This window comes from Pedobacter folensis, from assembly GCF_056490665.1.
The window spans coordinates 110,110-132,714 of the sequence record NZ_JBWJIF010000006.1 but is presented as its reverse complement, the minus strand read 5'-3'; the positions used below and the strand labels follow the sequence as shown (position 1 = coordinate 132,714).

Below are 22,605 nucleotides of genomic sequence, written 5' to 3'. Positions count from 1 at the left end.
ACTATTTAGATCGATATGGCCATGCTTTGTCTTAATTTTTACCTTAACGATAACACACTATGAAACCTATTCTTAAAAATTTAATGCTTACAGTAATCCTGATTACTTGTTTCGCGGGCCTTAAAAGCCACGCACAGTCTAAGCATACGTTTAAACTTGCCGACTCTGTTTTCCTGCTTGATAATAAACCTTTCCAGATTATTTCCGGTGAAATGCACTATCCCCGGATACCCAGGGAAGCCTGGAGAGATAGGATGAAAATGGCTAAAGCAATGGGGTTAAATACCATTGGTACCTATGTTTTCTGGAATGTACATGAGCCACAGAAAGATAAATATGATTTTTCAGGAAATAACGATATCGCAGAATTTGTGCGTATTGCCAAAGAAGAAGGTTTATGGGTGGTGCTCAGGCCAAGTCCGTATGTATGTGCCGAATGGGAATTTGGGGGTTATCCGTTTTGGTTGCAAAATATTAAAGGTTTACAGGTTAGGAGTAAAGAGGCACAATACCTAAAAGAATATAAAGAATACCTTACCGAGGTAGGTAAACGCCTTGCACCATTGCAAATAAACCATGGTGGCAATATATTAATGGTTCAGGTAGAAAATGAATATGGTTCTTATGGGAACGATAAAGAATACCTGCAGATGAATACCCGGTTTTTTAAAGAAGCAGGTTTTGATGGGGTGCTTTCTACTTGCGATCCGGTTCCGGCCTTAGAAGGCGGACATTTGGCCGGATTGCTTCCTGGCGTAAATGGTATCGATAATCCTGCTCAAATCAGAACACTGATCAAGAAATACAATAACGGCGTTGGGCCCTATTTTGTACCGGAGTGGTACCCGGCCTGGTTCGATTGGTGGGGTACAAAACACCATCAGGTAGACCCTAAAACTTATGCCGATAAATTAGATACCGTACTTAAAGGAGGCATCTCCATCAATATGTACATGTTTCATGGCGGTACCACCCGCGGTTTTATGAATGGGGCAAACTATAACGATTCTACCGCTTACGAACCACAGATTAGTAGTTACGATTATGATGCACCCTTAGATGAAGCGGGGAATGCAACCCCTAAGTTTATGCTTTTTCGCGAAACCATAAAAAAGAATCTGCCGGCTAACCAAACGCTGCCCGATGTTCCCAAACCTAAGCCTGCAATTACATTACCTGCAATAACCCTCACCAAAACAGTAGATATATTTAGTTTGATCGGAAAACCGCAACTAAGCGAAAATCCATTAACCTTCGAAGCCCTGAACCAGCCATATGGCTTCGTGCTGTACAGCAGTACGATAAAGGGTGGACGTAAAGGCGTAATCAAAATCAACGAATTGCGCGATTATGGTTTGGTATTTATCAATAAAAAAAGGGTAGGTGTTTTAGACAGAAGGCTTAATCAGGATAGTGTAGTGGTCGATCTTCCTGCAGGGATGGTACAATTAGATATTCTGGTAGAAAATATGGGCAGGGTTAATTTTGGTCCTTATTTATTGAAAAATAACAAGGGCATCACTAAAAATGTAACTTTTAATAACAAGGTGATTAAATCATGGAAAATGTACAGGCTACCATTTGATCAGGTAGATGTCCAAAAGAAACCGGCTGGAGTGGCCAGACCGTCGGCACCTGTGCTTAAGTCGGCCTCATTTAATTTAACGAAAGTTGCCGATACCTATTTAGATATGCGCCAATGGGGTAAAGGATTGGTTTGGGTAAATGGACATAATCTGGGTAAATATTGGGCAATTGGTCCGCAACAAACACTTTATCTGCCTGCAGAATGGCTGAAGAAGGGAGAAAACGAAGTGGTTGTTTTCGAATTACTAAAAGCAAATCAAAATAAATTAATCAGTTTACCTAAACCTATTTTAAATGAACTAAAAAACTAAAGAAACAACCTCAACCATTTTCTGGTTAACGCCTCACTAACCAAATATTAAATTACAAAACCTATGAAAACTAAAAAGTCAATCGTAATGTTAGCCTTTATGTTAAGCGCATGCTTAATGGGCTGTAAAAAAAAAGAATCAATTACCGAAACCCAAGCCGAAATTGAAAAAACAGCAGCCTCAAATGCTCAACAGGCAAGCGTAGAATCTGTTGGAGCTGCAGGGATTTCGGGTGTAAACTGGGCCGATGGCCGCGACAATTTTGTGGACGGCTGGGTAATCCCATCAGGGTTAACCGCCAGTGATAATTATACCACCGTATCGGCAAAGGCAAACTCCATACTGACGGCTTTCCAAACCAATATGCCCGGAGTGAATACGGTTCGTTTACCAATTAACCCCTCTAGTGTGGCAGATGCATGGTGGGGCGCTTATACCGGAGCTATAGACCGCGCAATAAGTAAAAACATGAAAGTAATTTTAGCTTATTGGGAGGGTGCATCTTCACGCAACGGCACTATTGATAATACCACACAATTTTGGGCCATGTGGCAAACTGTGGTTAATAAATATGGAAGTAACGCCAATGTATATTTCGAACCAATGAATGAACCACATGGTTATACACTGGCGCAATTAACCACGATTTATGCTGAATGGCTTTCCCGTTACCCAAATGTAAGTAGAGGGCGGATTCTTTTGGGCGGTACCGGCTATTCTGAAAATGTAACCGCTATCGGAGCCGATAGCCGTTTTTCGAGCTGCTTGTTATCCCTGCATAATTATGCATTTTGGGCGACCAGAACACAGGCGGGCTGGGAAACCGATTGGCGAAGCCGTTTTGGTAATTATGCAAGCCGCACTGTTGTGACCGAATATGGTGCTGCGATGACTACGGGTAAAAATTATACAGGTTCAGTTGGTAGCGATAATGAGATTGCTTACATTGTTGGTTCTACTAATGTATTTAGAAATAGTAAAGTGGCAAGTGTCTATTGGCCAGGGCTTAGAGACAACGATAGCTACAGTATTCAGACCCGTGGTGGAAGCGGAACAAATATTACTTTAACAACCACCAATCAATCTGGTTTAACCCGTATCCGGTATGGATGGGGTTTATAATCATATTTAAGGAAAAGAGTTGTGTCATAAAGATAGATTTGTCACCCTGAGTTTCCCGATTCTTCGGGAAGTTCAACATGACAGCATCTGAGGTGAATTCACCTTTATGATACAATCTCTTTTGCTTGATCACGATAAATCTACCTAGTTACCTGAAATCTCATCTGGAAATGGTACTGTTTTTCCGGTCGTTTTTTCTACAGGCATTTGTGCACCACGTTCTTTTAAGGTTTTACCTAAAAGCATGGCCAGTTTTTTCGTTTCAGCAGGATGGCTTGCTGAAAGATTATGTTGCTCACCAATATCTTTGCTTAAATCGTAGAGTTCTAATTTTTGTGTGCGCATCTGGTAAATCAATTTCCAGTTGCCATAGCGAATGGCGCTGTAATAATTTATTCCAAGCAGCGCTTCATCTTTAACTGTTGTCCATTTGTTCGGGGAATGAAAAATTAAGGGCCTGTCCTGAAGTTTTACTTCCGGATGTTTGAGTATAGGGAACAGGCTTAATCCATCCAGTTTTTGGATAATTTTTGGGGTTTTAATTCCTGCTATTTCTAATATGGTTGGAAAAAAATCATCAATAATTACCGGACTTCGATTAATGGAGTGGGCCGGAACCACACCTGGCCACTTTACAATCATCGGCTCGCGTACACCACCTTCATAAACTGAACCCTTTCCCGATTTAAACGGATAATTGTGTGTGTTTGCAGGGCCTCCTCTTAAATGAGCATCTAAACCGCCGTTATCGCTCATGAAAATAATCATGGTATTTTTATCTGCACCTTTAGTCTTCAGGAAATCCATAATATCGCCCAAACTTTTATCCATTCCTTCTACCAAACTGGCATATTTGGCTTCCGTACTATCTAATCCAGCATCGTAATATTTTTGCACAAATCTTTTATCGGCCATAATCGGCGTATGAACGGCATAATGGGCCATATTGAGATAAAAAGGTTCTTTTCTGGCGATTGGGATGGCGAGCGCTTTTTTTGCCTCAAGTGTTAGCGCTTCGGTTAAAAAGGTTTCAGAATGATAATACTGTTCTAAATCAGGCACTGCCTGCGCCTGCGCTTTGCCAGGCATGTTGCCATAACGTTGCTCTGGAAGATAACTTTGTGGGTGGCCTGCCGCATGCCCGGCAATGTTAACCATAAAACCCAGGTTATAAGGATTGGCGCCAGGTGTTCCCATCGAACCCCAATGTGCTTTCCCCACATGTATGGTATAATAACCAGCATCCCTTAGTAATTTTGGAAAAGGTGTAGCCTTTACTGATTTTTCTATATCCGAATCCGGACTAAAACCATTAATATTCCAATTTAGTGGTGAGAATTGTTCATCTTTTTCTTCAGAGTTGGTATTTTTTTGAGGCGAAGTCCAGTTGGTAACATGGGTACGGGCGGCATTCATACCCGTCATTAAGCTTACCCTGGTAGGCGTACAAACAGGTTGGGCATAAGCATTAACAAATTTCATCCCTTCTTTTGCCATTCGCTCCATATTGGGTGTATGGTAACGTTTGTTCAAGGGCATAATACTGTCGCAAAAGGGTAACGAAGTATCCATGATCCCCATATCATCCAACAAAAAAACAATAATATTTGGACGTGCCGGTATCATTTTTTTTTGAGCGAAGGTAAAAAGGCTAAAATTTAATAAGGTAATGATGAATGCAAATTTTTTCATGGATGATGTATTAAGCTGGATCTACTATAAAAATAATTGTTTTTAGTAGATTATAACTTCAAATTGCTGCGCAAACGTTTGCCGCAAGTAGTCGTTTATAGCAGTCTGAAATAAAAATTAGAAGCTAATGAAGAACAGGACTTAACTTATTTGTTGATTTTCGCGAAAAAGGAGATGAGAGGAAAGAAAAAAGATATTTTTTTTATGATGCTTAACCTGATGAATCCTAAATATTTAACTGTTATTTGTTTAGTAAATGTTAAGTTTTTATTAAATAGATTGATTTTGTTCTTTGCAGGAATGAATTTAATTTCTAACTTCGCAGCCTCGAAAGGGACAAAATGATTCCGTAGCTCAGCTGGTAGAGCATTACACTTTTAATGTAGTGGTCCTGGGTTCGAATCCCAGCGGGATCACAGAAAGCCTCACAGAAATGTGGGGCTTTTTTGTTTTATTCCCGCTGGGATTCGAACAGAAGCGCCGGCCCGGGTTCGATTTATAAAAGGCTCAGGGCCGAGTTCGGGATTTGCAGGGCTGAGCCAATCCCAGCGGGATCACAGAAAGCCTCACAGAAATGTGGGGCTTTTTTGTTTTATTCCCGCTGGGATTCGAACAGAAGCGGCGGCCTGGGTTCGATTTGTAAAAGGCTCAGGGCCGAGTTCTGGATTTGCAGGGCTGAGCTAATCCCAGCGGGATCACAGAAAGCTACACCTGCCAAATCTGTTCTTTTCATCATTATATTTCATACCAGCCTTAAATTATTCGTAACTTTCTAAAACTGAAAAATTAGAGGCTTACCGATTATGGAGCAATATCCAAAAGTTTACTTATATCGACGGATTGTTCAGGCAAAACTTTTCATCGATAAAAATTATGCTGAAAAAATAGACCTGAGTTACATTTCTGATGAAGCCTGTTTTTCTAAATTTCATTTTACGCGGCTTTTTAAAACCATTTATGCTAAAACACCACATCAATACCTGACCTGGGTAAGGATTGAAAAAGCACAGCTGTTATTGCGTGAAGACAAAAGTGTTTCCGAAACCTGCTTTTTAGTAGGATTTGATAGCTTAACTTCTTTTAGCGGACTTTTCAAACGCAATGTAGGCATGTCGCCTTCAAGTTATCAGTTACAAATGCAGCAATTAAAGTTAGCCATCAAAAAATCGCCTGTTTCTTTCGTGCCAGGTTGTTTTGCCTTACAGCATGGCTGGCTGGAAAAATAGCAATTATGGAGAAGTGAATGTTTAAATCATTATTGAAATTTGGTTCAACATTGATCACATAAAACGAAGAACCATGATTACCAAAATGACCATCACCAACATTCACGTCCTGAATCAGGATAGTGCTTATGACTTTTACGTAAACAAACTGGGTTTTAAACTGGTAGATGATATCCCCATGGGGCCCGAAAGCCGCTGGCTAACGGTGTCGCCACCAGAGCAGCCCGATTTGCAGCTGGTATTGTTTCCTGTTACCGTGAGTAAAATGTTTCCAAAGGATATAGCAGAAACCCTGATAGGGCTGATCAAAAAAGGAATTTTCGGTTGCGGCGTGCTTACCTGCAACGATATTTTTGCAACCTACGAAGAGTTAAAAGCCAAAGGAGTTGAATTCATAAAAGCACCAACCAAAGAGTTTTATGGAACTGAAGCTTTGTTTAAAGATGATTCGGGAAACTATTTTTCATTACAACCATTAAACAATTTTGGTAATGAAAACAGTATTTGAGGCATCAGCTAGAAGTGAATTAATCGATAGGGTTAATTCACTGACCGAAAACAGCAACCGGCTTTGGGGTAAAATGGATGTTTGTCAAATGGCAAAACATTGTACCATCTGGTTCGAATGGGTTTTAGGTAAAGATAAACCGGTTTATAAAGTCGATTTTTTAGGTAAAATATTCGGTCGGATGGCACTTAAAAGCAATACGAAAGATGATAAGCCGATAGGTAAAAATATGCCTGCAGGGAAATTTGCGGTTAAAGAAAAGGGTGGAAATTTAAAAATGCAGCAAACAATTCTGATCAAACGTATCAAAGAATTTGAAAATTATGATAACCCCGATTTTGTCCACGATTTTTTCGGTCAAATGACTAAAGAACAGATCGGTGTTTTTTCTTATAAACATGCCGATCATCATTTACGGCAGTTTGGTGTTTAACCTTAAATCCTGACATTTTAAACAAAGTAAGATTGGCGTTTTGAACAAAGCCAGACCTGTTATTGTCCGTTATTTTTGTTGTGAAATAAAACAATAGAAAAAATGGAAAGTAACTATAATTACAACGGGGCATTACAGCAGCCAATAGGCTCAGGGTTTAATGCAACATCTACAACTACTGATGTAATCGCTGGCATTAACCTTAAAGGGAAAACAGCCATTATCACTGGCGGTTATGCTGGCATAGGTTTAGAAACGACAAAAACATTTGTACAGGCCGGAGCTAAGGTAATTGTACCTGCACGCGACATTGAAAAAGCGAAGCGGAATCTAAATGGTTTAGCGAATGTAGAAGTAGAGGGCATGGATTTAATGGATTTTCATTCCATTAATGCCTTTGCCGAAAAATTTTTATCGAGCGTACAGTCGCTCGATTTTTTGATTAATAACGCGGGTATTATGTGGGTGCCGCTGCGTAGAGATGCAAGAGGTTACGAATCGCAACTGGCTACGAACCATTTGGGGCATTTTCAACTTACAGCCAAATTATGGCCGGCATTAAAAAAAGCCGATAGGGCAAGAGTGGTAAATGTTTCTTCATATGGTCACCAGATTGCGCCTTTCGACTTTGAGGATCCTAACTTTGAACACCGGCCATATGAAACTTTACTGGGTTATGGGCAATCGAAAACCGCCAATAATCTTTTTTCAGTCGAACTCGATGCACGAGGGGCCAAATCGGGCATCAGGGCTTATGCCGTACATCCCGGCTCGGTTAACCATACCGATTTAGGTAGAGAAGCACCTATGGAACTTTACCAACAAATGGGTACACACGATGCTGATGGCAATATTTTTCCGGAGGTAGAAAAGAAACTGAAACAACTATCACAAGGTGCGGCCACAACGGTTTGGTGCGCCACAAGCCCGTTACTTAATGAAATTGGAGGTGTATATTGCGAAGATGCCGACGTAGCCGAAATGGATTTAGGTAATATTGAACACCTGATGTCTGAACCATCAACCTTGCATGGCGTAAGGCCTTATGCCGTTAATGAAATAAATGCAAAAAGGTTATGGGATTTAAGTGAGCAAATGCTTGGTATAACATTCCATGCCGATTAATTAAAATCAATTATTTGTATTTTAGCCATAATGGAGTTTCAAACAAAATATATCACTTCAGAGATTAAACTTTCTTGTTATGAAGACAAGTTGTTTAAAACTGAAGTGGTTTTCGACAACCATATGCTGATCTGGTTTATCTCTGGAGAAACTAAAATTATCGAGGCCAATAAGGAACATGTATTTAATGCAGGAGATATTTTTTTGATCCCCAGAAATCAATTGGCTACCATCATCAATTATCCAAAAGACGGGCAGCCGCATAAAACGGTGGTGATGCATTTATCGGCGAAACGGTTAAGAGAATTTTACGCAAATATTGAGGTGAAGCATAAAGTACAGGTGTCGCAGCAAATACTGAGTTTTAGCCATCATCCCTTATTAAAAAGTTGCATGGCATCCTTAATTCCTTATTTTGATCTTCAGGAAAAATTTCCTGAACATATCGCTACATTAAAAATAAATGAGGCCATTAACATTCTCCGTTTTATTGATCCTGAAATCGATAATGTGCTTTCTGATTTTCGGGAGCCCGGAAAAATTGATCTGGTAGACTTTATGGAAAAAAAACTATATGTTCAATATGCCGCTTGAGAAATTTGGATACCTTATGGGCCGCAGTTTATCTACTTTTAACCGCGATTTTAGAAAAGCATTTAACCGCGCCCCACAAAAATGGCTTACCCAAAAAAGACTGGAGCTGGCCCATTATCAACTTGCAGAAAAGCATAAAAAACCTGTAGAAGTATACCTCGAATCGGGTTTTGAAGATTTGTCGCATTTCTCTTTCGCCTTTAAAAAAGAGTTTGGTTATGCGCCTTCTACCTTAATAAAATAAAATCATCAGTTAGCAGGAAAGTGTTGCCTGATGGTTTTATGTAATCATTTCCTTATTGTACCGGTTTCTATATTCCAGCGGAGATATGCCTGTAATTTTCCGAAATACCTCTCTAAAAGCCTTTACATCTGTATAACCAACCTCATACATCACTTCGTTAACCGTTTTTCTGCTGGTTTCCAGTGCTTTTTTAGCTGATTCTATTTTAGCGCGTTGTAAATATTCTATAGGCGTATTTCCCGTTGCTTTGATGAATCTTCTGTCAAAATTTCTCCTGCCTACCGCAAATTTTGTCGATAAATCTTCTATAGATATTTTTTGCTGCAGGTGGTTTTCGATATAACATTGTGCTTCTTTTACCATTTCATCGCCATGCAGCTTTTGTCCCTTAAAAATAATAAAGGTAGATTGACTTTGCCTGTCCATTTCAATCTGAAAAACCTTTGAACAGAAAATGGCCGTTTGCCGGTCGAAATATTTTTCTACCAGGTATAGAATTAGATTTAAAAAAGAATAGGCACCCCCGTTGGTGTAAATGCCATTTTCATCAGTAATCAGTTTATCGGTCTGTAAATTTATCTTAGGGAACATTTTGCTGAAATGATCAGCCACAATCCAGTGTGTAGAACAGGTTTTGCCATCTAGTAAACCAGTTGATGCCAATAAGTAGGCGCCAGTGCAAACACTTGCTATTTCGGCACCGTTTTTATACTGCGCGGCAATCCACCCAATCAGTTCCTGGTTCCCTTCCATTGCCTGTTGGTAGTTGTGGTTTAAAGAGGGAATAATCACCAGGTCGGTTTTGGTGATAGATGAAATATGCCTGTGTGGTTTCACCGAAAACAAACCATCATAAAAATCGACTTCTTTAGAAATACCTGCCAGCTCAATTTTGAATAACTGAGTTTTGCCGCTTTCCTGCCAATAGGCATTAGCCCTGCTCAGTATTTTGTACGAACCAACAATACTGCTTAAGTTGTTTGGTCCGTCGGGCACAAGAATGGTAATATGTTTCATCTTAATGGTTTTACATGATCTAGGTTTAGCATTGTTCTGCTAATTTGCTGTAGTAAAGATAAAATTTAAAGTTGTCCAAATCAACCCGCTACAATGTCTATTTTGCACCCTGCTCGCAACACCAATTGCTGCTAACTTTGTTTTATTCTAATCAATCTTAAATTAAACAACAGCAGAACCATGGAAAATCAAGATTTTACAGCCACCATTTTGGTAGATCAAAGCCCGAATGAAGTTTTTAACGCAATTACCAATATTAAAGGTTGGTGGTCGGAAGCCATTGAAGGAGATACCCATATCATTAACGCCGAATCTGTTTATCATTACAGGGATATTCACTATTGTAAAATGAAGCTGGTAGAACTGGTTCCAGATCAAAAAGTAGTTTGGTTGATATTGGATAACTATTTTAAGTTTACGGCCGATAAAAGTGAGTGGATTGGTACAAAGCTGGTTTTCGATATCACTAAAAAAGGAGAACAAACCCTTTTAACTTTTACACACGAGGGATTGGTACCTCAATACGAATGTTATGAAATTTGCAGGGAGGCCTGGACTAACTATATTAAAGAAAGTTTGTATAAACTAATTACCACCGGAAAGGGGCAGCCAAACCCTAAAGAAGATGATGGTTTTAATACCGAGCTGGCAAAAAAATGGAAAATTGAAGCCTGATTATCACTGCAGCCTGCTCAGTTGTAATGAACAGGCTGCAGTTCATATTGATGCTCATGCTTAATTAATTAGGGTTTATTTTTAGACTCAAAGCCGTACAAGCCGTTTTGGTATAGGTATGACGCCATTTGGTAATTAGCGATGGCCTCATGAGTTAATTTCTGATCTGCAGGTATAGCCACAGCACCTCCCGTAGTGAAATCGGGCTTGTATGTGGTTGCTTTTTTATTTGGGTTGAGAATAACCAGTTTATTGTTTTTGAGGTAACCCAAACTCTGGTAGGTGCTTATAAAAGCCCTTTCATCGCCGGCTTTCATCTTAAATACATCCTGACCGAAAAACTTACTGTCGTAACTGAAATTCAAATAACCCAAAATGCTTGGACCGATATCAATCTGTGCGGTTAGCTTGTCGAATTTGCCTGGTGCAATGTGCCCCGGACTGTAAAAAATCATCGGGATATGGTATTTATCGACCGGTAACTCCACTTTACCCGCACTTGATGCACAATGATCGGCTACAATTACAAATAAAGTATTCGAAAACCATGGTTTTTGCTTTGCTTCGCGTATAAATTTGCCAATGGCGTAATCGGTGTACTTAACTGCGCCTTCTCTGCCACTGTGCGATGGAATATCAATCCGCCCTTCAGGATAAGTATAGGGACGGTGGTTTGAAACCGTCATAATCTGTGCAAAGAAGGGTTTCTTGTTTTTATAATCTTTATCCAGTTCGCGTAACGAAAGCATAAATAAATCTTCATCGGCAACACCCCAGATATTCGAATAATGGATTTCCGAGTCCTGTAATGCACTTCTGTCGGTAACCTCATAACCATTATTCGAAAAGAACTCGTTCATATTATCAAAATACCCATAACCACCATAAATAAATCTGGCGTTATAACCTTTCGAACGGAAGATGCTGCCTAAGGTGAAGAGGTTTTGATTATCAGGGCGTTTAACAATCGATTGGCCAGGGGTAGGCGGGATGCAGAGCGATAATGCTTCCAAACCACGCACCGTACGCGTTCCTGAAGCATATAAATTGCTGAATAACAAACCTTCTTTAGCGAGCGAATCGAGCTGTGGCGTAATGTGCTGTGTATTGCCAAAAGTACCTAAAAACTCGGCACTTAAACTTTCTACACTGATCAGTACCACATTCATCTTATTTTCAGTACCCGGATTAGTGATTGTTCTGGAGGTGTTTTTAAATTTCCCCTTTGCAGCAGAATCTTGTTGCAGTAAACGACTCAGAATGGTTTCTGCATTTTTGATCGGAAGTGTTTTGTAAAAAGTTTGATAATCCAATTGATTGTTCCAGAAGGCAAATCCAAAATCGTATATGCCATTTCCCGAAAGCTCGTTTACATATTGATTTTTGCTGTGGTATTTCCATTTATGGCTGACACCAAAATAAGTCAACACAGGCAGGCACAAAAGTACCAGGGCAATTTTGGTGCGCTTGCCAAAGCTGGTTTTATTGATAGTAGATGCGGTGATGAACTTTCTTAAGAAGTAAAGAATTAATATGGTGATGATAACCAGACCTACCATAATACTATTGATCGGGTACGATTGGCGGATATTTCCAATAACTTCTGTGGTATATACCAGATAATCGACTGCTATAAAGTTATAACGGACTGAAAATTCTTCCCAGAAGAACCATTCTGAAACGGCATTGAAAATTAGCGTGAAAACAACAAAGAAAAAATAGATGAACAACAATACCTTGTTGAATTTGCTGGTGTACCATTTAGAAGGGAGCAGCCATAGGTAAATTACAAGCGGAATTACCGCAAAAGATGCAGCAGCAAGATCGTAAAACAGACCAATAACCAGGATTTTAAGGAGGTTTAGTATTGACCAATCCACATTAGCTGCGCTATAAATTAACAGGGACAGTCTCGTAATTAACGATATGCTACACAATAGTACTACAACCAAAAAGACTGGTCCAAATCTATGCTGGAGTAATTTATTTGTTTTTTCTTTAATGCTCATGGTAAATGGTGAATCCGAAGCTTGAAATTTTCTTACCACACTTTGTGTAATAATGGACGAAGGTAGTTTTCAATTCTGAAGGAATCCTGAAGGTTTGGTTAGGTCTTAAAGGTATTATTAAAGTATGATACTTAACAATTTATTAATATTCGATTTGTTATTGTTTCGAAAAGTTAACACTTCATGTTAAGGTAAACCTGGCAATGAGCTTGTCATATAAGGTTTTATTTATCCTGTCCGAAATTATAACCGTATTATTTGTGCCTGTAGGTGTAGTTTTTGAAATGATTGAAACGAACGCTCATAGCGCTGTAGGTACTGCGGCCCCGTTATACCCTCCAATCTTTTTATTGCAGATTTTATATTACCGGCAGCAAGGATAGGCGAAATATGTTTTTTAAGCAATAAAAAGGATTTCCGTTGCTACCGGGTTTATAGGTTAATGGGATGTGGGCCTTGGTTGTATAACCATCTGCAATAATATAAATATGCTATTTTAAAGCTAAGAACAAATCGTCCATGGTAACCTGGTGCTGTACCAAACCGATAGCATGAACATTACTTTTAATGCCATAAGTTGTTACCATGGCTAGAAACAATGTTTTTTTCGTTTTACCTTCTCGTCGGAATACATCAAGTTTGTTCTGTAATTCGGCAGCATAAGTCTTATCTATAACGAATTCAGTATTGGAGAATTTCATTTCACATATACTGATAACATTATCCTGCCTGTCAAGTAACAGGTCTATCTGCGCACCCATTCCGCTTTTTGGCGCATGTCGCCAGGCAGAAGTTTCGGTAAATACACCAGAAATGCCCAGGGCCTGCTTAATATGGTTTGTATGTTTTAGGCAAATTCCTTCAAAGGCATAGCCGCTCCAGCTTTTCCATGATGATGTAGACGATTTTTTTATCCATGAGCCTGCACCAGTGGCCCGGGAATTCTCGATAAATTTAAGATAGAAAAGGCTGTATTCGTCGCTGAGTTTATAAATGCTCTGATTGGCATTTTTCTGGAAAGGCAGGTGAGGGGTAATGAAGCCAGACTCCACTAGCTCCTCAAGTAAGAGACTGGTAGTCCCCCCACTTTGTAGATTGCATGCAGCAATGATTTCGTTTCTTGTCAATCCCGATGGTTTGTCCGCGAGTGCTTTAACTACGGAAATATGCCTGTCTGCATTTTCAAACAGAGACCGGTAAAGGTTTGCATATTCTGTTGAAAGGAGGCCGTCCTTAGTAAAGCAAAGTCTGTCAATGGCTTGCGTAGCGCTTTCTCCTTTTTTAAGTTCTTTTAAATAATGCGGCACACCGCCCATTGCCATAAAAATAGTCAATACCTGGTAACGGTCAATATAGATGTTATTGCTTTTTAAGTATTGTTCGGTTTCGTGCAAGGTAAACGGTAAAAGACGTATTTTTCGGGTTATCCGATTGTGTAACCCTCCTTTATTGTTGACAACTTTTTTAATCATCCAGGTGGCAGCAGATCCACAGATAGCCACAATCAGGTTTGGCTGTTGAGAGGCCCATTGGTTCCAAAAATATTCAAAGGCAGAAAGAAAGCCTGATTTATGCGAGCTTAACCAGGGAAATTCGTCAAAGAAAATTACGGCCCTTCTTTTTTTAAGTATAGGGCTTGCAAATTCTTTAAGTTGCCAGAAGGCTTCCGTCCAGTTTTTAGGAGCTGCAGGAGCAAACGGGAAACCTAATGCCTCTGCCATTGCCTTGCTGAAATTAAGCAATTGCTCGGCAGTATTAGCATTGTGTACTCCAGATAATTCGAAAATAAGTTGCTTATGAAAAACAGAGCGGATTAGAAAAGTTTTTCCAATCCTGCGCCTGCCATAAACAGCTAATAGTTCCGATGAAGTTGAGGTAAGCGCCTCTGATAGTATGCTTTTCTCAGCTATTCTTCCAATGAGTAATTCCATGTTTTCTATTTATCTGCAGCCAAAACGTATTTCAAATATACGATTTTGGCTGTTAATATATAATTATCTTCAGCCAAAATACGCTTAAAATGTATAATTTTGGCTGTGGATAATCATGGCTTGTCTTGGTGACTTGTTCCTTAGCTTATAAACCTGCTGGTGCTTTTATTCTCGTGAACATTTACCTATTCTGGATCGGCACCAATAGGTGGTGCTTCTTCCTGTAGTTTGGCAATAATATCCTTCATTTTAGGTAAACCGAAATAATGGTGCGCTTCTATTATTTTAATCACCTCGGGATGCGAAACCGAAATATTATATAAGTGAGAACCAGGAATGTTCCATACATCTGATGATTCAGGAGATTTATATTTTTCTCTAGCTGGGTTTTCAATATTAGCAATGTTGGCCACTATTTCTGCTTTTTCTACAGGGGTAAACTTTTTTGAGGGGTCTTCGTCGAAAACTTTGTCAATATCTTCTGAATACAGGTCAAAAATATAACTTCCCAAAGCATAGATAAAACGGTTGTCTGTAGCACTGGTGTTTTCTTCTACGTATTTCAATAAACCCTTTCTAATCTGCAATTTGCTATCTTTATTCTTAGCAAAAAATAGAGTAGCTATAAATTCTGGAAATTTAGGATTTTCTTTATAAACGGAATCTAATACCATTTTATTTATTTTCGGTTCTTTATCGTAACCGTAATCTGTAAGTAGCTTGCTTAAAATAAACTGTTCATTATTTAAAAGCCATGCCAAACTTGCTTTATCGCTGTTGAATAAGTATTTGTTTCTATGGATAAGATAAGGCTCAATAGTGATTTTATAAGTATTATCCTCATTAACTTTGATTAAGTAATCTAATGGTTGAAATTCAAAAAATATATGTTCTTTCCTTAATAAATAATAATTTTCGGTATATGCGTAATTTTCAAATTCATCCTTAATTAATTGCTTATAATTATCATTCTGCCTCCCAAAAAGAGTGAAATAATTATCCTGTGCATGTATTTTATAATATGGATTTTTTAGGCTTTCAATACCAAATACGTCTTTTATTCTCTGATTAAATGCTTCATCACTAATAGGCTTAAACCCATTACTTTTTAACCCTTCAAAGATTATTATTGAAGCTAGCTCTAAATCTCTAGCAGTTAAATGATATGGGTTTTCAAAAGATTGCTCATCACTTTCCACTCGTTTTTGATCTTCTAAATGTTGCTTTATTTCTTCTAGTATTTTTAAAGGCATAGTTTGCTTTTGTGTTTCTTCTTTTAGTATTGAACTATTTTGTTTCGTTTTGTTTTTACAGCTGCTTAGTACTAGTAACATGATGCAAAAAAATAATATATTTTTTCCTTTCATATTTATTGATTTAGTTTGACTTATTTTCTTTTTTTGGTACTGGTTTAATACCATATTTTTTGTTTATCCCAGCAGAGCTTTCATAAATGTCACTTTCTTTCAATTTGTCGGCATCTTTAACTTCATAATCTGTAGGAATGTAAAAACCTTCTAATGTTTTGGTCACGCCATCATAGGTGAAAGATTTTCCATAACCACTAAAGCGAATTGAGTCTCCCTGATTACCACCGAGTAAAATAAATCTTCCTTCTTTGGTCTTGCCATATAAAAATCCAGTATGTCCCTTTCCTGAACCATTAGTTGTCTTATAAACGACTAAGCAACCGTAAATCGGTTCTTTTATACTTTTGTATTTAGAATTGCCTATTGGTGCTAGTGATCCAGCTGAATTGACATAGCTATATGGCCTTTGAGTCTTTGAGTTTTTTGTTTTACTAATGCACCAGTTCATATAGGCGGCACACCAAGGTCCGTAAATTCCATCTGTTGGTTTTGCCTTAATATTACAAAACATTAAATAGGCTTTTGCTTTTGAATACATAGGTTCAATGCCTTCATCACAGCCTTTCATTGCTTTGGCCTCATTTAATGCAATTTCCATCCAAGGTGCCCTATTACCAATAATTTTTATCTCAATCTCTTCCCATGCACATTCATTAACTCTAAATATCTTTGAGGTATAATCAGTAAATGCATTTTGTTTTTGCATGTAACTGTCCCCAACCTCATTACCTACTCCGTCAGAAACATTTTTATTCTTTAACTTGCCATTACTCTTCGCTATCAGCCCATTCCATTTAAAATAGGCCATTGAAGTTAATACCGCAATTTTAATGTCCTTTGCTACAATATCAGAGTTTTTAAGGATGTCTACTTTCTCGTATTTTAAGGTGTACACATTAGCATTGGCATAGTTCTCCCTTCCAGTAAGCTGTATCAGTCCTTTTCCCCTAAAATTCCAGCCATCTCCTTCTTGTGTATTACCAATTCTATTATTAATGCTACGATTCTTGTCGGCATAAGCTAAGTTGGCAATCATCTGCTCGTTTGCGGCATGGTCTTTTGTTCGCCCATATTTATAGGCATCATTATGATTCGTGGTAAAATAGGAGAAAGGCGGTGAATCCCTTTTGCCAGTTTTTTTATTCAAGTTACCATTGATCAGTGTGTCTGCACTGTAATTCATGCTTTCTCCACTTTTTACATGCAGTTTGGTTCCGGATTCTACCCGGATCTGGGCGAAAAAATGTGCTTTAACCCAGCAGGTATTCATGCCGAGATCTGCCATGTATTTATTATAAGCATTCGCAACTGTTACAAGCGTGGTATTATCCGCATCTTTAAATATTTGTTTTAGTTCTGCCGTAGTAATGTCTTTATCACATCTCGGGCAATCGCTATGACTAACACCTTCCTGTTTCCCTACACCCACCAGCACCTTTCCTCCATTTGCTGGCACATCATTTTTAAATGCTACTAGAGTATTGCTTGTTCCTAAAAACTCCATTTCTTCTATCACGGCATAAAAACGATGCAGTTTTTCACTATAACTTTTCTCCCAGCTTTTAGCTAAAGTAAAATCGAATTCAACTACACCGCTGGAAGTTAAAGGGTGTTCTTCATGATATACAAGTGTATCTTTCCTTAAATTATCGAGTCCCAGGCGGCTTTCCTTGCGATAAATTTTAACGGATACTTTTTTTGCACTGAGGTTACGTGTGCGAATACGGCATTTCATCTTACTGCCATATAGTGCCTGGATGACTGGTTTGTTTTCGGTTAAAAATTCGATACTTACAATTTCTTCTTTGGTAACCAGCTTTAGTTTTTGCAGTGGTTGTGGAATATTCCCATTTAAGATTTCATATTTTTTATCAGTAGAGTATACTTTGAAATAAAACTCCGTCCCTTCTTTTAGCAATTTTCTATACTTATCTGCATTGGGGACGAAATGGTATTTCTCCAGATCCAATATTTGGTTTTGAGGGATTCTGAAACCAGTAATTACGTGAATGGCTTTCGCTTTACCAGTGTGATCTAAATAACCATATTCTAAATTGATTATTATACCTTCTGCTGCTTTAAATTTGATGTAGGCATAATTTGATTCACCCCAGCCTGTTTTTGTTTTTTTACCACCTTCCAGATATTCCCATTGGGCTAATATAATTTCAGGTTGGGCAACCACTATTTTAGCTGCTACTTTTGCATTTGGCTGTACCATATATGCCTGTACGGTATACTCGCCAGGTTCGTCAAATTGGTGGGTTATGGTTTCACCAGTTTTCGATTTAAAAGCCTCAATTGGTTTGCCATCTACATTTTTACAGATCCATTTTACAGCTGCAATTTCCTGCGGTAGTGCAGGCAATATTTTGAATTGGTCTTTTACACTAAAAGTTATCTCTTCTTTTATTCTCGTACTTTTTGTCGAAGTGATGATTGAAGTAATTCCATTTTTTAAAGCCTGAATCTGTTTTGACTGTTTTGGAATACCATTAAAATAGGCTGAAACTATATAGGTACATTCCTCATCGCAGATTATCTTTGTCATGTTTCCTGTAGGGATTAACAGTATAGGCACACCAGTGCCGCTTGTTTTGGTTACCTGCCAGTTAATATTATTGGTGTCGCCCGGTATAGCGACTGATGGAAAAAGGCTTTTAAGCCTAAATTCTATAGGTGTCTGTATCCTTACCTTGGTTTTTCCATCGATCGTTGTTACAGTTTCAATCTCATTTTCTTTAATAGTATATGGCCTGGTTACTTTTTTGTCGCCGTTGGTTTTACCATAAGCTTCAATGAGGTAAGTACCTGCTTTTTTAAAAGTAACGGTAAGGGTTTCTCCTGCATCATTGCGCAATTGCATGGGTGTGCCGTTTACATCATAAATGATCCAGTTTACACCTTGTTTATCTGCATCGATTGGTTCACCATCAAAATTGGCTTTAAAAGTAATCGGGCTATTAAGGGGTTGTTGCGCTCCGTATGTTAAAGTAGTTATAGATTTTACGGTTGCACCATCTTCATCTTCATTTTTTGCTGCTTGTTCGGTATGTATCATCTCTTCGGTAAGCAGTGGACCATTAGCTGCCCAGCTACCTGCATTTGCATTTTTCAGCTCTTGCGCAGTAATGTTTGCTTGTTGACCATGCTGTACAATTTTGATATTTCCATTCTTTGCTGTACATATTGCAGCGCTTTTATCAGTTAACACATAAGCTCCATTTGGTAGTTCTAGCTTTTCATAATAATCTTTCCATTGTAATTTGGCGGTACAAGGTACTGGTTTACTTGGATCTGGTACTTTGCATTGGCCGAAGTTGATATTAAGTAATTTATTGTCTAAAGTGGTCGCAATAAGTTTGGTTTCGCCATCATCATTAATGATGTAATTATTATGGCTGAGTACTTTAAGTTGTTTTGGAGCAGGATCGACAGCTTTATCACATATGCATTTAGCACCATGGCATACCAATAGTTCGGTGATTTTTCCATTCTGTACAGGGTCATCTATTCCTTGCCTGCCTGAAGCTTTGGATACAGTTAGGTCACCCGTAACCTCATCATTGCTTAGGTTCTCTTCGCTATTTGGTGGTTCAGTTTCAATATTCCAATCCATTTGGCGGTATCTAATTGGTTGTTAAAGTAATTTTTAATGTTTTTTTATAGCTGTTACTCGCTACTAATAAATAAGTGCTTTCCAGGGCGTTGCACCAACCAGTGATTGGATCTATCCGATAAAACCCTTCAACACTAATTTCTGTGAGTTCACTATCTGTCTTCGTTTTTAACCAGTTATTAAATCCTGGTTGATCAACATTCCCGATCCAGTTACCAGAAAATTTAATTAGTTTTTGATTCTCTGATGTCAGGAGTATCCACTTTTCGTTAAATTGGATAGGAAAGGGGCATAGGCCGTACACCTCTCTTTTTCGGTTAAATTGGTTTTCTACAAAAGTTGCATCATAAATTCCCCTGAAATATTCGTTAAGAAATAAATCTTGCTTTATCTGTTTGGTTAATATTTCACCAGGCAGCATTTTTTGGTCAACCACTGTTAAGGTCGAATCAATCCAGTCTCCAGTATAACTACTGGCTATATTTTCTCTAATGGCTAACCATTTTTGCCATAATTCATTTTGTTTTTCAACACTTACGGGCATTCCGTTAAATCCTATTTTTAAGGTTAGCTGGTGTAGTGCTGCAGAAATCTGCTGCACGAATAAATCAACATCATTATCGGGTAGTGCATCTATCAAACTTTGTTTGCGTATAATTTCGATATGCTGATGGCCAGACCAAAAAGAGGCCTTAGCTGGTAAAACATCTATATTAAAAAGCTTAAAGATGGATTCATCTTTAAATGCTGTTTTTTCAGCGATTTCAATTTTGAAAAGTATATTTAAAGGCTTTTCTAAAGGTTTGTAATCGATTTTATTCATTTTTATAAATTTGACTTACCTGATATAGCAAGACCAGTTAACCCTGTTTATCTTGAAGGTTCATATCGATCATACTTTATCTTATATCTACTTTTAAGAATTACTTCTTTTGCCGCATTGAAATTTATATCTCCTTGAGTAGAAAACCATTTAGCACTGCCTGTATTTTCAGTGATGGTTTTGCTGATGTATTTAATCGTTCCCATGTTAAAATAATTTGACCTTGTTACCGCTTTTATTCACGATCTCTTTGGCACTATGAAATTCAATATTCTCCCGGGTACTGTTTAGACTGATGTGTTCGGCGGTTTTTTCGATGTGGGTAGCCTTTTTATTAATGTTATTATTAGCTACCATGGTAATATTTTCGGCCATTATTGAATGGTTTTCGCCGGCATTGTTGCTTATATTTCCTGCTGCATTACTGTAGATATGTTCTCCAGCAGCTATAGATATATTTTGCTCGGCATTGATATCTATGTTTTTAGCCCGGATACTGATATTTTCTGGAGCAGAAATCTCAATACTCGATGCATTGGTATCAAAGCGTATAATATTTCGGTTTTTATCCGTAATAGTAATGGTTTCGGTGCCAGCAGCATCATTAAATTCTACTAAATGGCCGCTTCGGGTGGCAATTGTTTTTAAATGATTATGCTCGTAACCACCTGCGCCGTTAATGCCATGGAAAACACTTCCCATTACAATCGGTCTGGCGATATTCCCTTCTTCAAAAGTTACGGCAACCTGATCTCCAACTTCAGGTATAAAAACAAATCCCCTGTTCGTATTTACCTGTTCACTACTTCCGGCATCAGGCGCAATTACCCTCAGCCATTCGGTAATATCGTTTGTCACGCATTTCCATTTAAACTTTACTTTAATCCGGCCTTGTCCTTCGGGATCATTATTGTCCATTACATCTGCCAACAGTAGATCCGGATTTGGCTTTTTATAATTCTTTACCATAATACGCTCCGTGGCGGCTGGCAAACCTGTAAAAGTATTATGGTATTTGCCTGCAATATCTATATGGTGGTGAATATTGGTAATCAGAAATTTACCTATGTTTTCGGTTATAAAAGCAGCCTCCTTCCTCACACTCATTGTAATTTCAGCAATATTGCCAATACTTAATTCAGCGTTATCTCCTGTGGCGCTGATTTTAAGAAGTTCTGCTATGGTGGCTTTTTCTTCATTCTCTACATTGCTTTTCATGTCGTTACTGTTATCTACACGAATGAGCGAGGGCTGATTGAATGTTTTGTTGTAAGTGCGGTTCGAAGCCTGTATAGCGTGGGCAAGATCGAGTATGCCATCTACTGTGCCTGGGCTTTCACTATGCAGCATTTCATCCTGTGTAGGATCATATGCAAAGCGGTTATGCTTGATTGGTGAAATTTCCATGGCATACTGAAGTGTCTGTATATCTCGGCCATACAAAAGCGCTACTTCTTTCTGCTCATCTGGTTTGCCAAAGTTGAGCTGTTTGCCATCGTAGAAAAACCATTCATGATATTCGCCCGATAAGCGGTTCAGAAATTCAAAATCACTTTCCTTGTATTGAATAAGATAATCAATAGGCTTTTTCCTGCTGGCATTGCAGATAACTTTAAGATCACTAGCAGAGGTATCTTTTGTAACCAGCGCTATAATTTCATTTAGGTCTTTATCCAAGTAAGAACCCAAATCGGGACCGCGGTCTATTAGAATTGTAGGACTATAGCCACTTACAATTAAAACGCCATGGTAGCCATGGCTCTGCGAGAGTTCCACCTTGGTAACCAAACCTGCAAATTCTTGTAGTTTATTAGCGTGATATCCAAATGAGGCAATAAGTGTTTTACCTACAAAATCGCGGCTATCATCAAGATTGATTAGACTGGGCAAGCCAAATTGATTCTGCTTAAACCGAAGTTCGAAATAATGATGCCCGTTAAATTGTTGCTCCAGATCGAACGAGTCAAAGTGTGTTATGGCTTTGTCTTCAATATTGATTTCGGTGATGAGTTTGTTTTCCATAAGAGATCGTCAGAAAAAACAATAAATAAATGCGAATGCTCATCTTCTTTTTATTGCTGATGTTGCTCGCTCTCCATTTATTAGACAAAAGTTTAACCAGATTTAACTATTACGCTTATGTTTAAAATAAGAAAGCGGCTTTATTCGATCGACATTAGGCTGATAAACCGCTTTTAAGCCTTTTTTAACTACTATATTTTGTGGAAAAGGATTAAAGAGTTTTTGTTATATGCCGGATATAATGATTTTTTTGTTTGTCTTATTTCCCCAATAGCTTTGCCTTTGTGGAATTACCGC

At 38.4% G+C, this 22,605-nt stretch carries 18 protein-coding genes and 1 tRNA gene; 10 read left to right on the top strand and 9 right to left on the bottom strand.

Annotated features, from left to right (window positions below; all coding sequences use genetic code 11):
- Positions 1-59: 59 nt before the first annotated feature.
- Positions 60-1,898, top strand: coding sequence for a glycoside hydrolase family 35 protein (locus tag AC04QZ_RS24550; RefSeq protein WP_478359846.1), 1,839 nt, complete (start codon positions 60-62; stop codon positions 1,896-1,898).
- A gap of 63 nt (positions 1,899-1,961) precedes the next feature.
- Positions 1,962-3,020, top strand: a complete 1,059-nt coding sequence (locus tag AC04QZ_RS24545; protein ID WP_478359845.1) for a cellulase family glycosylhydrolase — start codon at positions 1,962-1,964, stop codon at positions 3,018-3,020.
- Positions 3,021-3,164: 144 nt separating this feature from the next.
- Here AC04QZ_RS24545 and AC04QZ_RS24540 read toward each other — a convergent pair whose 3' ends face one another.
- On the bottom strand, positions 3,165-4,712 hold the full coding sequence (locus AC04QZ_RS24540; protein ID WP_478359844.1) for a sulfatase: 1,548 nt from the start codon (positions 4,710-4,712) through the stop codon (positions 3,165-3,167).
- Between the two features lie 343 nt (positions 4,713-5,055).
- On the opposite strand from AC04QZ_RS24540, the gene AC04QZ_RS24535 reads away from it, so the two are divergent.
- The 7 genes from AC04QZ_RS24535 to AC04QZ_RS24505 all read left to right on the top strand — a co-directional run bounded on the left by AC04QZ_RS24535 (position 5,056) and on the right by AC04QZ_RS24505 (position 8,842).
- Positions 5,056-5,128: transfer RNA gene (locus AC04QZ_RS24535), tRNA-Lys, on the top strand.
- Positions 5,129-5,515: 387 nt separating this feature from the next.
- Positions 5,516-5,938, top strand: a complete 423-nt coding sequence (locus tag AC04QZ_RS24530) for a helix-turn-helix domain-containing protein (protein WP_478359843.1) — start codon at positions 5,516-5,518, stop codon at positions 5,936-5,938.
- A gap of 73 nt (positions 5,939-6,011) precedes the next feature.
- A complete protein-coding gene (locus AC04QZ_RS24525) occupies positions 6,012-6,446 on the top strand; it encodes a VOC family protein (RefSeq protein ID WP_478359842.1) in 435 nt (144 codons plus the stop codon).
- Complete coding sequence (locus AC04QZ_RS24520; RefSeq protein ID WP_478359841.1) at positions 6,430-6,879, top strand: DUF1569 domain-containing protein; 450 nt, start codon at positions 6,430-6,432, stop codon at positions 6,877-6,879. Before AC04QZ_RS24525 ends, AC04QZ_RS24520 begins: the two co-directional genes overlap by 17 nt.
- 102 nt (positions 6,880-6,981) lie before the next feature.
- Positions 6,982-8,004 carry an SDR family NAD(P)-dependent oxidoreductase gene (locus AC04QZ_RS24515; protein WP_478359840.1) on the top strand — a complete coding sequence of 341 codons (1,023 nt, stop codon included), beginning with the start codon at positions 6,982-6,984 and terminating at the stop codon, positions 8,002-8,004.
- 30 nt (positions 8,005-8,034) lie between these two features.
- Positions 8,035-8,598 carry a cupin domain-containing protein gene (locus AC04QZ_RS24510; RefSeq protein WP_478359839.1) on the top strand — a complete coding sequence of 188 codons (564 nt, stop codon included), beginning with the start codon at positions 8,035-8,037 and terminating at the stop codon, positions 8,596-8,598.
- Complete coding sequence (locus AC04QZ_RS24505; protein ID WP_478359838.1) at positions 8,588-8,842, top strand: helix-turn-helix domain-containing protein; 255 nt, start codon at positions 8,588-8,590, stop codon at positions 8,840-8,842. Before AC04QZ_RS24510 ends, AC04QZ_RS24505 begins: the two co-directional genes overlap by 11 nt.
- Before the next feature lie 36 nt (positions 8,843-8,878).
- Here the strand turns inward: AC04QZ_RS24505 and AC04QZ_RS24500 are convergent, their stop codons facing one another.
- Positions 8,879-9,859 (bottom strand): GlxA family transcriptional regulator, encoded by a 981-nt coding sequence (locus tag AC04QZ_RS24500; protein ID WP_478359837.1) that lies wholly within the window; start codon positions 9,857-9,859, stop codon positions 8,879-8,881.
- Positions 9,860-10,039: 180 nt separating this feature from the next.
- On the opposite strand from AC04QZ_RS24500, the gene AC04QZ_RS24495 reads away from it, so the two are divergent.
- Positions 10,040-10,534, top strand: coding sequence for an SRPBCC family protein (locus AC04QZ_RS24495; protein WP_086545674.1), 495 nt, complete (start codon positions 10,040-10,042; stop codon positions 10,532-10,534).
- Positions 10,535-10,602: 68 nt separating this feature from the next.
- On the opposite strand, the gene AC04QZ_RS24490 is transcribed toward AC04QZ_RS24495, so the two are convergent.
- The 7 genes from AC04QZ_RS24490 to AC04QZ_RS24460 form a co-directional block, all read right to left on the bottom strand.
- Complete coding sequence (locus tag AC04QZ_RS24490) at positions 10,603-12,414, bottom strand: LTA synthase family protein (protein WP_478359835.1); 1,812 nt, start codon at positions 12,412-12,414, stop codon at positions 10,603-10,605.
- A 620-nt stretch (positions 12,415-13,034) separates the two neighbouring features.
- Complete coding sequence (locus tag AC04QZ_RS24485) at positions 13,035-14,474, bottom strand: AAA family ATPase (RefSeq protein WP_478359834.1); 1,440 nt, start codon at positions 14,472-14,474, stop codon at positions 13,035-13,037.
- Positions 14,475-14,659: 185 nt separating this feature from the next.
- A complete protein-coding gene (locus tag AC04QZ_RS24480) occupies positions 14,660-15,841 on the bottom strand; it encodes a hypothetical protein (RefSeq protein WP_478359833.1) in 1,182 nt (393 codons plus the stop codon).
- Between the two features lie 10 nt (positions 15,842-15,851).
- Positions 15,852-19,463, bottom strand: coding sequence for a PAAR-like protein (locus AC04QZ_RS24475; protein WP_478359832.1), 3,612 nt, complete (start codon positions 19,461-19,463; stop codon positions 15,852-15,854).
- Positions 19,464-19,473: 10 nt separating this feature from the next.
- Positions 19,474-20,286, bottom strand: a complete 813-nt coding sequence (locus AC04QZ_RS24470; protein ID WP_478359831.1) for a hypothetical protein — start codon at positions 20,284-20,286, stop codon at positions 19,474-19,476.
- 47 nt (positions 20,287-20,333) lie between these two features.
- A complete protein-coding gene (locus AC04QZ_RS24465) occupies positions 20,334-20,492 on the bottom strand; it encodes a hypothetical protein (RefSeq protein ID WP_478359830.1) in 159 nt (52 codons plus the stop codon).
- 1 nt (position 20,493) lies between these two features.
- Positions 20,494-22,308, bottom strand: a complete 1,815-nt coding sequence (locus AC04QZ_RS24460) for a type VI secretion system Vgr family protein (protein WP_478359829.1) — start codon at positions 22,306-22,308, stop codon at positions 20,494-20,496.
- Positions 22,309-22,605: the final 297 nt, after the last annotated feature.